At 63.7% G+C, this 15589-nt stretch carries 14 protein-coding genes; 8 read left to right on the plus strand and 6 right to left on the minus strand.

Annotated features, from left to right (window positions below; translation table 11 throughout):
• The 6 genes from E2C06_RS31380 to E2C06_RS31405 all read left to right on the plus strand — a co-directional run.
• Positions 1–688: WD40 repeat domain-containing protein (locus E2C06_RS31380; protein ID WP_133292516.1), on the plus strand; the 688-nt coding region annotated here is incomplete at its 5' end.
• Between the two features lie 212 nt (positions 689–900).
• Positions 901–2175, plus strand: a complete 1275-nt coding sequence (gene icmH, locus E2C06_RS31385) for a type IVB secretion system protein IcmH/DotU (protein WP_241671556.1) — start codon at positions 901–903, stop codon at positions 2173–2175.
• Between the two features lie 52 nt (positions 2176–2227).
• A complete protein-coding gene (gene tssM / locus E2C06_RS31390) occupies positions 2228–5752 on the plus strand; it encodes a type VI secretion system membrane subunit TssM (protein WP_133292518.1) in 3525 nt (1174 codons plus the stop codon).
• Between the two features lie 101 nt (positions 5753–5853).
• On the plus strand, positions 5854–6171 hold the full coding sequence (locus E2C06_RS31395; RefSeq protein ID WP_133292519.1) for a CU044_2847 family protein: 318 nt from the start codon (positions 5854–5856) through the stop codon (positions 6169–6171).
• Positions 6172–6348: 177 nt separating this feature from the next.
• Positions 6349–6810, plus strand: coding sequence for a GNAT family N-acetyltransferase (locus E2C06_RS31400; RefSeq protein ID WP_133292520.1), 462 nt, complete (start codon positions 6349–6351; stop codon positions 6808–6810).
• Between the two features lie 255 nt (positions 6811–7065).
• Positions 7066–7578: a lipocalin-like domain-containing protein gene (locus E2C06_RS31405; protein ID WP_133292521.1), complete on the plus strand. Its 513-nt coding sequence runs from the start codon at positions 7066–7068 to the stop codon at positions 7576–7578.
• A 249-nt stretch (positions 7579–7827) separates the two neighbouring features.
• Here E2C06_RS31405 and E2C06_RS31410 read toward each other — a convergent pair whose 3' ends face one another.
• The 3 genes from E2C06_RS31410 to E2C06_RS31420 all read right to left on the minus strand — a co-directional run bounded on the left by E2C06_RS31410 (position 7828) and on the right by E2C06_RS31420 (position 12007).
• Positions 7828–9543 carry an N-acyl-D-amino-acid deacylase family protein gene (locus E2C06_RS31410; RefSeq protein WP_133292522.1) on the minus strand — a complete coding sequence of 572 codons (1716 nt, stop codon included), beginning with the start codon at positions 9541–9543 and terminating at the stop codon, positions 7828–7830.
• Between the two features lie 341 nt (positions 9544–9884).
• Positions 9885–10835: a tyrosine-type recombinase/integrase gene (locus E2C06_RS31415; protein ID WP_133292523.1), complete on the minus strand. Its 951-nt coding sequence runs from the start codon at positions 10833–10835 to the stop codon at positions 9885–9887.
• A gap of 806 nt (positions 10836–11641) precedes the next feature.
• Positions 11642–12007, minus strand: coding sequence for a hypothetical protein (locus E2C06_RS31420; RefSeq protein WP_133292524.1), 366 nt, complete (start codon positions 12005–12007; stop codon positions 11642–11644).
• Positions 12008–12253: 246 nt separating this feature from the next.
• On the opposite strand from E2C06_RS31420, the gene E2C06_RS38075 reads away from it, so the two are divergent.
• Entirely contained in the window at positions 12254–12493 is a 240-nt protein-coding gene (locus E2C06_RS38075; protein ID WP_165982783.1) for a hypothetical protein, read from the plus strand.
• Between the two features lie 1292 nt (positions 12494–13785).
• Here the strand turns inward: E2C06_RS38075 and E2C06_RS31425 are convergent.
• The 3 genes from E2C06_RS31425 to E2C06_RS31430 form a co-directional block, all read right to left on the minus strand.
• Entirely contained in the window at positions 13786–14202 is a 417-nt protein-coding gene (locus E2C06_RS31425; protein WP_133292525.1) for a hypothetical protein, read from the minus strand.
• Between the two features lie 196 nt (positions 14203–14398).
• Entirely contained in the window at positions 14399–14527 is a 129-nt protein-coding gene (locus tag E2C06_RS40500) for a hypothetical protein (protein WP_277751905.1), read from the minus strand.
• Positions 14528–14955: 428 nt separating this feature from the next.
• On the minus strand, positions 14956–15255 hold the full coding sequence (locus tag E2C06_RS31430) for a hypothetical protein (RefSeq protein ID WP_133292526.1): 300 nt from the start codon (positions 15253–15255) through the stop codon (positions 14956–14958).
• Between the two features lie 91 nt (positions 15256–15346).
• Here E2C06_RS31430 and E2C06_RS38930 point away from each other — a divergent pair.
• The coding region (locus tag E2C06_RS38930) for a hypothetical protein (RefSeq protein WP_206664776.1) at positions 15347–15589 on the plus strand (243 nt) is incomplete at its 3' end.

Consider the following 15589-nt stretch of genomic DNA (forward strand, 5'->3'; position numbering starts at 1 on the left):
GGCTACCGCCTCGGCGGACGGCACGGCGCGTCTGTGGGATACGCAGGACGGGCGCGAGCTCTTGCTGCGGGGGCACGGGGGCGCGGTGCACTCGGTCGCCTTCTCGCCGGACGGACGCCGCCTGGCTACCGCCTCGGCGGACGGCACGGCGCGTCTGTGGGATACGCAGGACGGGCGCGAGCTCTTGCTGCGGGGGCACGGGGGCGCGGTGCACTCGGTCGCCTTCTCGCCGGATGGACACCGCCTGGCTACCGCCTCGGCGGACGGCACGGCGCGTCTGTGGGATACGCAGGACGGGCGCGAGCTGGCTCTGCTGCGCGGGCACGGGGGCGAGGTCCTCCGGGCCGCTTTCTCACCGGATGGACGCCGTCTTGCCAGCGTCGCGCGAGACCGCACAGCCCGCCTGTGGGATACGGAGGACGGGCGCGAGCTGGCCCTGCTGCGTGGGCACGACGGCGCGGTGCTTGATGTCGTCTTTACGCAGGAAGGACGGCGTCTGGCAACCGCTTCGGCTGATGGTACCGCCCGCATGTGGGACACCTTCGCCTCGCGTGAGGAACTGGTGTCCACCGCAGCCGCACGGCTGCCGCGCTGTTTATCACCAGCCCAGAAGGTCGCGTATGGATTAGCTGCAGCGGCAAAGGTCGACCCGCAAGACACACGTCAGGCGGCGCCGCCCTGCTGGTAGGCACTACCCACCGGAAATCAGCACGCAATCGGAACACTCAATGAGGACCGATAAGTTAACCAATTTTCCGCAGGATTGTGCGAGAGCGTCGATTGAAAGCTGGGCCGTTTGCGAATGAGGATGGCCACGGAAGGGAGCGCGGGTGAGGTATGGCATCCGACGACGATCCGTTTGGCTTGGCGGACAGCAAACGGCCTGAGGCCGCCCAGCCCATGCCGGGCGGTTGTCCAACTGACAGGCCCTCGCTGGAACCCGAGCCAAGCCAGCCAGCTCCGCCACATCAAATCGGCAGCCTCGCGTCTATCCCAGGCACACCAGGTCGTGGGCCGCTTGTGGAATACGCGTTCGGCTTACTTGCACTGGTACCGCTTCTCCGCGCCTACACGCCCCCCGCCCCCCCGGAGCAGCTCCGAATCCACATCGAGAGCGAGTTGTGCATCTTTACCGAACGGGCTCAGGCGAGCGGCCTGGACCAAAAACTCGTTTTCGTCGGCCATTACACGCTCTGCGCATTTTTTGACGACGTGGTCCTTAATACGCCGTGGGGCGCGCACAGCATGTGGAGGTCAAACACTCTTGCCGCTGCCCTGCATCACGACGCCGGTACCGGAGAGCAGTTTTTCAGTTATCTGGAACAAGCGAGCATTCAGCCCGAGCGCCATCGGCCAGTTTTGGAGCTAATGTTCGCCTGCCTTGCACTCGGCTTTGAAGGTCGATACCGCCTGATACCGCACGGACGGAGCGCTCTCCAACGAATTCACGCCGACATCTTTTCGGTGCTGCGCCGCTTGGATGGGGCGGACGAAGGTGTTCTCTCTCCTCACTGGCGCGGCGCAGACACCCCAAGCATGCCGATTGTCCGCCAAATCCCGCTCTGGGTCTTCGTAAGCGCAACGCTCGCACTTATTGTGCTCGTATATACCGCTCTCTCTATCCGGCTAGGAGGCGACGGTGAGCGGTTGGATGCCATAGTATCGTCTTTACCGCCTGCAGGCCCTATCAGCATTGTCCGTCAAGCGCCAGCGACGCTGCTCGTGCCCCTCGTGCCGCGCACGTTGACCATCGAGCCGCAACTCAGGGGCTGCTTGCCGGAGTCGATGCGGGCTCAGCCTGACACCGTGTTCGAAGGCCTGCAAGGATTGCGGATCCGCTTGGCAAGTGCTGGCCTGTTTGCATCGGGCAGAGCCGAACTTCAGCCGACAGTCGAGCCGCTCATTGCCTGCTTGGCGACAATTTTAAAGGATACAGAAGGCAAGATTGAGGTGGTAGGGCATACCGACAACATCCCTATCCGCACTGTGCGCTTCTCGAACAACTGGGAACTCTCGAGGGCACGGGCGGAGGCCGTTGCCGCCGTGATTCGGCCAATTCTTCGTACCGCCTCCTTACATGTTGCTGGCCGAGCGGATTCGGAGCCCGTCGCTTCGAACACTACTGAGGATGGCCGGAACCGAAACCGTCGCGTCGAAATTCTTGTCCTCCAGTGACAGCGCTGCCGCCCATCACCCCGACCCGTGACTCGATCCGGGAATCTCTGGAATGAGCTTGCTCGCATCGGCCCTCTTCGTCCTACGTGCCCGAGAGTTTTGGGAGTTTGTCGGAGCGTGCATCCTCTCTCTACTCATTTGGGCTTTCGGAGACATCGTCGAAATCGGCGACGAGCGCCCGCTCGAAAGCCCGGTGGCGCGCCTGGTCGCCATTCTTTGCATCATCGTCGCCTGGGGCACTTGCAACCTTTGGACCCAACTGCGCACGCATCGAGCGAGGAAAGAGCTGGTTGCGGCTTTAGCCGGACCCCAGTCCAAGGAGAGCTCGGGTTCGCTTGAGTTTGCCGAGTTGCAAACGCGGTTTGTAGACGCGCTCAGACATCTCAGACGTGCCCGGTCCAATATGAAACGGAGACGGCGCTGGCTGTACGACCTGCCCTGGTATGTAATGATTGGCCCACCCGGCTCAGGGAAGACCACAGCTATTCTGCAGGCCGGCCTGGACCTTCCTTTCGAGCAGTCTCAAATCCGCACAGTCGGCGGCACGACATACTGTGACTGGATCCTCACCGACGACGCTGTCCTGATCGACACTGCTGGCCGTTATTCCACACAGGACAACAATCCCGAAGTTGACAAGTCAGTATGGCTCGGTCTTCTCGACATGCTCAGCAAATACCGGCCGCAGCAGCCATTAAGTGGAATTATCGTTGCAATTCCAACTAATCTTCTCCTGACCGGCGACCAGACCTTTGGTCGAATCCGAGCCCGCCTGCAAGAGATAGAAGGCCGCCTCTGCATGCGCCTTCCAGTTTATCTCCTTGTCACGAAGTCGGACCTTATAGCAGGATTTGAGCCATTCTTCGGTGACCTAAGTGAGGCTCAACGCCGCCAAGTCTGGGGCCACACGTTCGACCATATTCCTGGCCAAACCAACGTGCCTTCACGGTTGAAGCTGAACGAGGCGCTTGCTGGGCTGATAGCACAATTAGATCGCCGCCTCTTAGAACGGCTCGAATCCGAGCCCGATCCGAGATGGCGCGCACAAATCTTTAAATTTCCCAGTCAGGTTGCAAATCTTTTCGAGGCAGTTTTGCATTGTACCGAATACTGTTTCGGTCCGTCGAGGTTCGAAAACGGGTCATGGTTGCGGGGCATATATTTTGTAAGCGGAAGCCAAGTTGGTACTCCGATTGACTCTATCAGCAAAGTTGTATCACAGATAATAGGGATTAAAGAGGCACCACTTGGTATTGAAAGATTTAACGGTGACCGCAGCTTTTTTCTGCGCCAGCTGTTTAAAGACGTGATTTTTCGTGAGGCTGAGCTAGCTGGACATGACCTCACTCGTAACAGACAGCAACAACGTCGGCATCTGCGCGGCGCGGTGCTTGCGTTCCTCGGCCTCCTCACTGTTGGTATTACCGGTGCACTCGGCTGGAGTTACGCTGCAAGTCGCGCCCGCAACGTGGAAGTTGAGGCCGCTCTTGAGGCGTGGTCGCAGCAAGCGCGGCCCTTTGCACACACTCGGCTCACCGTGGCCGATGCAAATTTCACGGCCGTCCTGCCACTGCTAGACCAGCTGAGCGGCCTTAAAGCGGAGCATGAGCGACCAAGTTCCACTGGCCTGCACATCGCGCTATCGCAACGTGCAACGCTTGAGGCGCAGCTCAACGCCGCGTACCGGTCCGCCTTGGCGAAGCTCCTACTGCCCCGTCTCGTGTTAGCAACCGAGGGTAGAATCCAAGCGCGATTGCATGATGCGAACTACGTGCTAGAAGCTCTCAGGGTCTATCTGTCCCTCGCGGGCAGTGTGCCGATTGATCGAGTGCTCCTGGAGCAGTTCTTCGCGTCGGAGATAGCACCTCGTTCGGAGTTTATTAGAGCGGCGATGCACCATGTAACGGCGCTTGCCGACTTGCTGCCCGAGTTGGAGACGCGGGAAAGGCCGACGCTCGACGCACGCCTCGTTGCCGATGCGCAGGCTGCGCTCGCTCGTGTGTCGCTCCCGAAGCGGGGATATACTGCACTTGTCAGCAATCCAGGCGTTAGAGCGCTGCCGGGCTGGCGAGTGACAGATCATGCCGGCCCAAGTGCCAGCAGGACACTCACTAGGCGTTCTGGTCAGCCGCTTGGTACGGAGATACCCGCCATCTTTACCTTTGACGGCTTCCATCGGGTGTTCCTGCCTTTGCTGGACGACGTTGCGCGCGGCATCTATGCCGAGCACTGGTTGCTTAGTGGTCGCGGGACGCCCGACACATCAGACGCAGACATTTTAAAGCTAAAAGAAGAAATGCTGCGCCTATATTATGAAGATTTCATCAAGATTTGGGACTATACGTTGCGAGATGTAGTTATCATCGCCCCTACAACCCTCGATCAGGCAGTCGAGGCAATGCGGGTACTATCCGGTCCAACTTCTCCTCTAAGATTGCTAATACAAGCCGTAGTCCACGAGACGGGGTTAACAGCGAGGTTGGGACCGACCCCGTTGGAAAAGCACGGGCCCGTTGAGAGGAACGCTCCGCACTGGGAGAACAGGGGGCTCGACAGGCTCGCTAAACTTGTACGGCCTAATTCGGCCACACCCGTGGATCTGTCTGGTGAGCCAGTGACTACGAGCTTTTCTTATCTGCGGGAACTCATTGAGGGCGTAAATGGTGCCCGCCCAGCGCTCGACGAGGTGCTTTCGGTACTTGACACGCTGCAGGCAAAAATGGCCGAAGCTGCCGCCTCCCCCAATCCCACGGAAGCATTCTCGGGAGTGGGAAAGACGAGCGCGGTCCAGCTCGCCCAAGTTGCGAGGCGCTTGCCCGTGCCCGTCAATTGGATGCTGGAAAGCCTGGGGGAAGCCGTGAGTCTGGCGAGTTCTGGGGTTCGGCAGCGGCTGAATGAGCGCTGGCGCACTGACATACTGCCCGTCTGCCGTGCTGTTACTGCTGGAAAATTCCCGTTCGCTCCGAGCAGCCGCATCGACGCTTCACTCGACGACGTTGCACGCCTTTTCGGGCCGAGCGGTCTAATCGAGACCTTCTTCAAAGCCCACCTTGCGAGTTTCGTCGATACAACGCGCCAACCTTGGTACGATACACAGAGCATCGGTTTACAGTCAGGACCGCTTGCCCAACTCGCACGTGCCCGACGTATATCGTCAGCGCTCTTTCCGAATGGCTCCGGCTCCAAGCTGTTGTTTAGTCTGACGCCTTTGTCGCTCAGCAGTGCCGCCTCGGCCGCGACGCTTGACGTTGATGGTCAAGATCTGCGCTACGCGCATGGCCCACCCCGCACTGTATCCCTTTCCTGGCCTGGGCCGTCAGACACAAGCACCATCCGCATGAGCTTCGCGCCTATAGGGGGTGGATCCACGGTGACAATTACAAAGGAGGGACCTTGGGCCCTTCTCCGGCTCTTACAGGAGGAGGGCCGCGTCGTGCGAACGCGGCAATCAGAGGTACTCGAGACTGAACTCGTTGCGGAGGGCCACGTGTTGCGCCTTCGGTTACGAGCCGCAAGCAGCGAAAACCCGTTTGATATGCGCCTTTTTTCTGGATTTTCTTGTCCCGAAGCCTTTTAGCGTTTCGGAACGTCGTTGGTAGATGAGTGCTGGGCTCGATAGCTTTTGACAAGACCCCGTGAATTTCGGGACTATTATCGATAATAGAGGGAAACGGTGTAGTGGGCAGTCGACTGGTCGAATTTCCTGTTGCTGGCGTCGGCACGGTGTTGGTCGAGGTTGACGATCCGCAGGTCGGTACCCGGCCGGTAGCCCGCAACGTCGCCGAGAAGGCGAAAGAAAGCTTCGAGAGCGCCGTGGCGCAGGTTAGGCCTGCAGTCGAAGCGCTAATGACCCAACTCCAGGACCTCACGGCCAAGCCCGAGCAGGTTGTCTTGGAGTTTGGCATCAAGTTCACCGCCGGCGCGGATGCTCTGATTGCTAGGACCGCAATCGAGGGCAACGTAAAGGTCACCCTGACCTGGAAGCCTGGCGCCTGATGCACCCGGGAGTGGGGAAGCGTGCACCGCAATACCGCGGCCGACCGCCATTGCGGCAAGCCCCGACTAAGGCGCGGTAAGCAGGGCAGAACGCGTGTTAGGAGGAGACGGGGCGGAAACCGGACCGTCATCAACCGAGCCTGGTCCGCGGCCGGTCCACCCTGGCATGCTCGCACGATGGCCGAGGTGGTGATTGTCGGGGCGGAAGGCCCGTCGCAGGCGGGGATCGCGGACCTGCTGGCACAATCGGACGCCATCGCGGCCCGGCTTTACCCGGGCGGATGCCGGCGTCCGACCACGCCCGAAGCCCTGGCGGAGCTCGGCACCCACCTCCTGGTCGCGCGCCGGGGCGGCGTTGCAGTTGGCCTGTGCATCGTGCTCGAGCGTGGCGACGGCACCGCCGAGCTCCGGCGCATGATCGTGGACGAACGGGTGCGAGGGCAGGGCGTCGGCGCCGCGCTGCTTTTCGCGGCGGAGGCCGAGGCGAGACGCCTCGGCGCCGGCGCGCTCCTGCTTGAGGTCGGCACCCGCAACACAGAGGCGCAGATCCTGTATGGGCGCGCCGGCTACAAGGCGCGCGAGCCGTTCCCGCCGCATCGGGCATTGCCCACCAGCACCTTCCTAGAGCGGCGCCTCTGACAGCCTCGCAGGGCGGGAGCGACCGTCGCGGCTCGGGTCCTGGGGGAGAATTGGCGGATGTCCGCATCGGAGCGGCTGTGGCTACCGCCGGAGAGGGCGGAAAGCGGTCATACCCAAGATCTGGTATTCTTTCCGGGAAAGGGGAAACCCCGTCGTTGACGGGACCGCACCGCGCGAGCAGGGGCTACCAAGAGAGAGTTGCCGTATCGGTCCGACATTGCATAGGCTTCATGTGTCCGGGAAGGAGCCACCGCCGTGCGGTATCCAAGCCTTGCAGCGTTCCTCTTCGTCACTCTCTTCGCACCGTTGAGCGCCTGGGCGCAGGCGACCTCCATCAAGGACGGGATCGTCGGCGCTTGGACCTTCGTGTCAGTGGTGAGCCAGAGTGACAACGGAACCCGGGGCGAACCCTTCGGCGCCAACCCCAAGGGCATCATGATCTTCACCGCTGACGGCCATTTCTCGCTGTTCCAATCAACGGCGGAACTTCCCCGGCTGGCGTCCAACGACCGCGCGCGGGCGACGCCGGAGGAGGCCATGACGGTGGTGCGGGACTCGATCGCCTACTACGGGACCTACACCGTCAACGAGGCCGCGCGGGAGATCTCGCTGACGCTCGTGGGCAGCACCTACACGAACCTGATGGGCAGCACGCCGCAGCGGCGCACCATCACGACGCTGACGCCGACCGATCTGGCCTTCAGCAACCCGAGGACCCCGAGTGGCGTGACCCTGCACACGGTTTGGCGACGGGCCTCGCCTCAGTAAGGCCGCGGGGTCGCCGGGGGCAGGCGCCGACAACAACGCTCTGATGAGCGACCTTCGGCCGCAACCGTCGACCGCGAAGGTCCGCTCAGGGTCGATCCCGGCGGAAGCCGAAGGGCGGCCACACTACCGCGTAGGTGCGCGGAGAGTACGCCTTCGCGTGCCAAGCGGGCCGCATTCGCGACCTCGGCCGGTGTGTGCCGGCCGCAGTCCAGGAAAGCACGAGGCAAGTACGCGGATGGGCGACGCCGGCTACCCCGCCCGGAGCAGCACGCCTGGCCGCGCCCCCGTCTCTTCGCCCTCCTCGAAGACCGGCAGGCCAGAGACCATCGTCATCCCGTAGCCCTCCACGCGCTGGATCAGCCGCCGCCCGCCGGCGGGCAGGTCGGCGATCATCTCCGGGTGGTGCGCACGGAGCCTCGCGAGGTCGATCAGGTTGAGGTCCGCCTTCAGCCCCGGCGCCAGGCGGCCGCGGTCGGAGAGGCCCATGAAGTCTGCCGTCTCGCTGGTCATGCGCTTCACGACGAACTCCAGCGGCAGGCGCGGCCCGCGGGTGCGGTCGCGCACCCAGTGGGTCAGCATGAAGGTCGGGATCGCGCCGTCGCAGATCGACCCGCAATGCGCACCGCCGTCCGACAGGCCGAAGACGGTGTGCGGGTCGCAGAGCAGGTCGCGGATCACCGCGTGGTCGCCGGTCGCGTAGTTGGCCAGCGGGAAGAAAAGCATCTGCCCGCCGTCTCCGGCGGTCAGGTAATCGTAGCAGTAGGCCTGCGGCGTCTGGCCCGCACGCGCGGCCATGGCGGCGATGCTGCGCTCGTCGGTCGGCTCATAGTTCGGCGGCTCGCCGAGCACGAACATCCCCTCCCAGCGTGTGGCGATGAAGCGGGAGAGGGGCGGCAGCAGCCGCAGCAGGCGAGGCGAGGCCTCCTCGGCAAGGATGCGCGCGCGCGTCGCCGGATCGCGGAGGTGGGCCAGCCGCTCCGGCAGCGGCAGGGTGGCAAGCTCCGCGAAGCTCTCGCGCAGGATGAAGGGGTTGAGGTCGGTCGAGAGGCCGAGCAGTAGCCCCGCCGGTCGCCCGCCGACCTGTCCGGTCAGCGCAAGCCCCTCGGCGCGGGCGGCGCGGATTGCCGCGGTGATGCGCGGCAGGCGCGCGCGGTCATGCGCGCGGTCGAAATGCAGGAAGTAGAGCGGCCGGCCGCTGGTGCGGGCGAAGTCGCGCATCCAGGCGAACTCAGCGTTCACGTCCTCGAAATCGGCATTGAGGCCGAGCGCGCCACGGCCTGCGGCCCTGAGCGCGCGCGCCAGCCCCATCAGCTCCGCATGGTCGGAATAGCGCCCCGGCACCTGCTCCCCGGCGCGGGTCATGTGCTGGTCGGTGCGGCTTGTCGTGATGCCGAAGGCGCCGGCGCGCAGAGCCTCGGCGGCAAGGCGCTCCATCGCGGCGATGTCCTCGGCCGTTGCCGCTTCGCGCCGGATCGCGCGCTCGCCCATGACGTAGACGCGGAGTGGATGGTGGGCGAGCTGCGTGCCGACATCGACGGTGCGAGGCATGCGGCCCAGCGTGTCGAGGTACTCGCCGAAGCTCTCCCAGTCCCAGCGCAGACCTTCCGTGAAGACAACGCCCGGGACCTCTTCGACGCCCTCCATCAGGTCGATCAGCGCTTGGTGGTGCTCGCAGCGGGCCGGGGCGAAGCCGACGCCGCAGTTGCCGAAGATCACCGTGGTCACGCCGTGGTTCGAGGAGGGCCGCAACACCGGGTCCCAGGTCGCCTGGCCATCATAATGGGTATGGATATCGACCCAACCCGGCGTGACCAGCCGGCCGCCGGCACGGACCTCCCGCCGACCGGCCGCGGCCTTGCCGCCGACTTGGACAATCCGGTCGCCCTCGACGGCAAGGTCGCCGGCGAAGGGCGCGGCGCCAGTGCCGTCCACGATCAGCGCGTCGCGGAAGACGATGTCGTGCATGGCGGTTCTCCCCTGGATTTCAGAGGAGTGTGTCAGGCGAGGCGGCGCCTGTCACACCAACCCTGGTGAGGCGTGCCCTGCGGCGGACGAAGTCGGCTGATCGCCCGAATGGGCGCGGCGGCAAGTGCCGCCCAGCCAAGTCGCCGGAGACGGCAGCTGATTGGGGCTACGGCCGCGCCAGCAGCGCCAGCGGCTAGCGGGTTGGCGCTCGGCGGGAGTTTATGTGAGACATGCTGGAGAGTTTCCGTTGGGTCGAACTCGGCGGCTCCGGAAAACTCGGTCCAGAGCCTGTCCAAGCTGCGCAACGAGAGCGACCGTTCGGTCCTCCACGCCGCCCGGCGCTAGAGCCCGACCAGTCCGGCCGGGCTCTCGTCGACGAGCTTCGCCCGCCGGACATAGCCGCGCATGGTGCGGATGTCCTTGTGGCGGCTGTGTTCCATGATGGTCTCGTCGCGCGCGCCGGCTTTGTAGGCCTCGGTGATGAAGCCCGCCCGCAGCCCGTGCAGCGACAGCCGCTCGAGCCCGGCGGGTTTGATGCCGGCCAGGGCCAACCGCCGCGCCAGGATCCTGGGCAGGGCATAGGGGTGCAGCGCGGCGGTCTCGACGCTGCCCCAGCGGTCGATCTTGCGGAACACCGGGCCGTAGCGGCAGGCGGAGGCCTGCAGCCACGCCTCCATGGCCCGCACCGGGCAGGTCTCGGCTTTGCGGCCGCGCGGGAGGCCGAGTTCGGTCCCCCTCCCCTCCTGGTCGGCCTTGGCGCGCGGGATCAGCAGGCGCAGGCCCTCGGGCGTGAAGGTCAGGTGCTCGCGCTCGACCGCGACCAGCTCGCTCCGCCGCAGCGCTGCGGCGAAGCCGAGCAGCAGGAGCGCCCGGTCGCGGGTGCCGGTGAGCCCGTCGCGGCAGGTGGCGACCAGCTTACGGATCTCGGCGGTGCCGATCGCCGCGGCGCGGCGCTGGGGCGTGCCGTGCTGGCGGGCGATGCCGGCGAGGGTGTCGCGCAGCGCCGGGTGCGACCCCGACCAGGGGTGGCCGGCCATGCGGTGGGCGCGGCCGATGGCAGCGAGCCGGCGGCGCAGAGTGGCGCCGGCGTGGGTGATGGCCAGGGCGGCCAGGTAGGCCGCCACCGCCGTCGGCGCGGCCGGCAGCGCTGACACGCCGCGGCTCTGGCACCACGCGGAGAAGTCGGCCCAGTCCGCGGTATAGGCGGCGAGCGTGGCCGGCGCCAGCGCCTGGCGGGCATAGCCGGCGGCGCGGGCGACCTCGGCGTCGGGCAGCAGGGCGAGCTCGGACATACCCAATTATCAGCGACTTGCGCGGATTGGGGCAAGTCCGAAAAAGGCTCCGGAAGCGGTGTTTATCGCGTGTTAGGAGAGGCTTGCCTCGATCGCGCTAACTCCATGATTTCAGGGCCCCCACACGACGCAGCACTGCAAGTGCGGTAGCGGCCGAGGCCAGCAAGATCAGCGCAGATTTGGTGCGCTCCGACAGCGCTGGTGTGGTAGTGGCGGTAACAGCCAAGGCAAGCGCCAGCCCCAACACTAACGCTGTGGTGAGCTTCAAGACTGTCCCGACCGACAGATTAGCGCTCAGCACAGGCATTCTTCCTCACTGTTCTGAGGATTATTTCTGTCTCCCGCCTTTTCGCAAAGATCCCGTCTAATCACCATCTGGGAAGCGCCGTCCGTGGTGATTGGGCCTCGCCTTGCTGTGCATATCCGCTTTCCGTTTGAACATCGTATCTTTTCCGAGCGGGGCAAGCTAGGAAGAACCGGGAATCTCACCTTGACCTAGTGGCAGACGCTGGGCTGCCTGCCCCGCCCACCGACCTAGTCGGACACCCCGGCCTGTGTTGCCGCTGCTGGTGTCCTTGGAACTTCGCGAGTGACAGGCGTGTTTGGCTGCATGTGTTGGGCGTCCCGGCCCGAAGCACAGCAAACTCGGCCGCTCCGTAAAGGGGAAGACTGCGGAGCGGCCGCTTTTGCTGCTCCGGGCCAGTTCAGACGACGCGGGCGATCAGCACGCCGGAAAGCGTCCCGATGGCCACCAGCACCGCCGGGGTGGCTCAGTAGCTCAGCAAGGGGGCTCCATCTGGCGGTTCTCAGATTTGGAAGGCTAGAGCATCATTCTCCCACGGGCCACGGGTGAAACTGACTACCTCCACTGTGCCGTCATCCGCCCATTGCAGGTTCAGCACCGTCTGGCCGTGCCATACTTCCAGACACCAGGGCAGCGCCGGCTTTGCCCGCTGCCGCGATATGGCTTGGTCATAAGCCGCATCCGGTGGTGCCTCGGCCGGCCACGCCGTGAACGGGCTGCGGACCGTGCAGGTGAAACTTCCTGCTTTCCACACTGCCATGTAGCCAGCCGCACCGCTGACTTCCAGCATGGCACCGTGCACCCGGATCAGCGGCATCAAGTGGTCACGAATGGCAAGGGCTCGCGCTACCGCATTTTCTTGGCTCATTGGAGGACCTCAGCGCCTTTTTTGCGCTCCCCGCCTGACATTGGGCGCCATCATCGCTTGGCAACGGTGGCCTGTGAGCAACGCCGCTCGTGGTGATCGGTCCTCCCCTCGCTGTGCATGTCTCGGGTTGAGAAAACAAAGGCAATGTTGTTCCGCGAGGCTGGATGAGCGTTCCTTAGCAGTCGTGGCTTTAAATGAGCCGAGATCAGTAATTGAGTTCTACCTTAATCAGTTTGGTAAGAAGCGATGGACAAGCATCTTCTGGTCGCAAGTGACCTCAATCATACACCAGCCCGGTACTCTGTCGGGTATGAGGATGCAGGTGATATCACTTTGACTATTGGGGACGTTGATTTCTGCAAAGGCAAGTGGTTCGACGCTGAAGATACAGAAATAGAAGTGGTTCTTCTATCTCTTTTATGTCCTAATTACCTGGTTAAAGCGCAGCAGGTAAACGGAGATATTCTGGGGAAGAGGGGTCGTTAGCAGCCCTCGTTCTTTCGCAAACCGGGCCTGAGAAAATGCTTAGCGAGTTGATTGCCAATTAATAAACATCTTCAGCGCGTATAATATCTATCTATCGCAACCATAGAGACGTATCATCTCGCATTAGGGCAGCGCCGCATAACCCTGGCTTATCCCTGATGGAGAAACGCTGATGTCACTTTCCTTCTTTCGTGCCGGCGTAGGACTGCTTGTTCTCAGTGCCCTCACTGCTTGCACACAGCCGGACCCGTTGAACACCGCTGGCCGCCCGGATGGCACTCCCGGTAACCCGCCCGGTACTGCCACTTCCCGCGCTCTGGCTAGCGACCCATTGAATGCTGCCGGCCGTCCGGACGGCACGCCTGGCAACCCCTCTGGCACGGTTGCCTCCCGCGCGGTCGACCGCACGGCTGGCACTAACACTTCGGGCGCTTATCCCGGCCAGTCTGACGGCACTCGCGCCAACCCTCGCGGCACGGCAGTCAGCCGCGCGCTGGGCACGACGAACCGCTGAGGCAAAAAGCCGCCCTGGGGAGCAATCCTCAGGGCGGATTAGCTACAGCAGACCTGATCATCTCCAGGTCGAGTTCGGCCCTCGCACCCTTGGCATGGTCCGCTTCTCGGGAATCCCGAGATGTCGGGCCTGAGAGTGCGTTTGACCGCCAAGTGTGGGACGGTGACATGCCCTTCGATCGCGCCAGAAAGTCTGTAGACGGCGCTGGATGTCCGGCAGTTACGGAGGCCGTCACGCGGTTGCAGGGCCAGCGCTTCTTCAATCGCCGAAACCGCGGTTAAACGCTCAGCCACCTTCGCATGTTCAGCGATCCAGCGCCGCCCAGGTAGTCAGCACTAACCTCTCTGTGATTATCTAAGGTTGAGTAGTTTAGGCAAACATCGCCGCATCCCAGCCATGAGTTGTGGTGGCGCTCTATGCTCCTGACCCGTCTCATCCTCATCGTTTTGGCGGTCATTGCGACAACAGCGTGCGGTGTTGCCTACAGCGCTTGGCCCCCTCCAGTGCAGGCTAAAAAGCCCGAGGTACTGCGATTTTACGACCCGCTGCCCTGAGTTTTGGTGATGGAGGTGATGCGCCACCCGAGGTGATCATTCCTCGCCCCGCCGTGCATAGCCAGCACTCATTTTCATGCCGCATCTATCCCGGGCGGGGCGAGCTAGGAAGAACCGGGAATCTCACCTTGTCCTAGTGGCAGACGCCAGTCTGCCTGCCTCGCGCCTTTTCGGTGCAACCATAATATCATGGTGCCACGACATTGTGGATATCTGGTGCCATGCTACCGTGGCTCCGTGAGATCGTCAGGGTCGATCCCTGCCCGCGCGAGCACCTCGAGCGCCAAGCCCCGAGCCGGTGACGCCAGGTCGTAGGCTGCCTCGGCATAGCTGTCCCCCAGGAGGTCTGAAAGGCGGGGAATGTGCTTGAATGGGGGCAGTCGCCGGTCCTCAGGCACTGCATTCAGGTAGCGACGGGCCCGCTTAGCTGTCGCCGGCAACGCGGGCCAGTCCATGGGCAGCGCCACCGCGTCAGACAGTCGTTTCAAGTTGTCGGCCGCCCGCTCCACATCCTGTGCCGCCGGCTTGAATGGCAGCACCGCCAAGTCGGCGACTTCGGCCACCACCTTGTCCAGGTCAGGCCGTGCCGCCGCACCGTCCAGAAGGATTAAAAGCCGCTCTACCTGCAGCAGCTTCCGCATCTGGCTCAGCAGGGCATCCCTGGTCCGGCCATCCGCGACAGCATAGCGGCGGCGGTCAGTGCGAGGGTGCTCCTCTGGGTCGGTGGTCAGTACGATGGTCGGGATCGGTCGGGCAAGGCTCCCGCACCCATGAGCAATAAGGTGCGCCGCTGTCGATTTGCCCGAGCCACCCTTGGACCCAACCAGGGCGATGACCTTAGCCATCTACCGGCAGCCCGGCGGTCAGGATCTCCAGCATCACTGTTTGGGCCGTGACGGTCCGGCCTGTGGTGACGGAGCGCCGGCCAGCCTCGGCCGCATAGCGTGCCAGGAGCGCGTCCGGCATGCGTAGGTTGACCGGCACCCCCCGTTCCCGCTTCGGCTTGGCCGGCTCTTGGGGTGGCTCCGGCAAGTTCTGTAGGCCTTCGGTCAGTCGTTGAATGCGGTCGAGTTTAGATGCCATGGCGCCATGCCCCCATGATGTTGAGGTTGTACGGCACCGCTAGATCGTGGCGTCCTCGCGCCACGGTGCCGCGGCGTCATGGTGCAGAGCGATGGCCGGTGACGCTAGTGATTCTGGCATCGACATCGGTGAGACATTGGCACTGTGGTTTTTCAGCACCGATATGCCATCATGCCATGGTATCGTGGTTTCGTAGCGTCATGCGATTAGCAAGCCATGATGCCACGATGCCACGACGTCAAGTCATGAAGGCATTGATTTGAAAGGGATTTACTCAATCTCCGCACAGCAGCGGCACAAGGAGAGAAAGGTCAGCCCCTGCCCCGAACGAGCCGTTCGGCAGAGGAGCCGTGATATTCCAGGGCCTCGCCGCGTCGGAATGCGCCGCTCCCGCCGAGCACCTCGATCCGCGTCCCACCAGGGGCAGGCCGCAGCCAGACCAGCGTGCCAGCGAGCGACCGGCCATCTGTGGCGAGCACCGGGCCCGCCAGGAAGACAGGCAGGTTGCGCACCGCGCCCAGCACCACCAGGCCGGCAAGCGCGGCCGCGGCAATCGGCTTGCGGACGTCGGCTGCCCGAGACGCCAGGACACCGCAGACCCCCGCGCCCAAGATCGCAGCGCCGGCAAACCCAAAAGGCGCCAGCGGTAGCCATGGGGCACTTCGGAGCACAACCAGGATGCTCGACGCGCTCCAGCCATAGATGATCGCCGCTATAGTCGCCGGGCCGACCGCCGCCGCCGGAACAGCCGCCCAGGCTGCCCAGCGCCTGCTCCGATCGAGCCGGACCTTCGCAGATTGCAAAGCGCTGCCCCGAGCCCGCCTGGCTGCCATCTGGACCGAGTACTTCCAAGCCTATGCCTGGGGCGAGCGCGACGGTGCGACCGACGACGACATAGCTGCTGCGGGCAAAGAGATGGAGGCAGCAGCCCGTCGCCTTGCCATC

Source organism: Dankookia rubra (assembly GCF_004355005.1).
Lineage (GTDB): Bacteria > Pseudomonadota > Alphaproteobacteria > Acetobacterales > Acetobacteraceae > Paracraurococcus > Paracraurococcus ruber_A.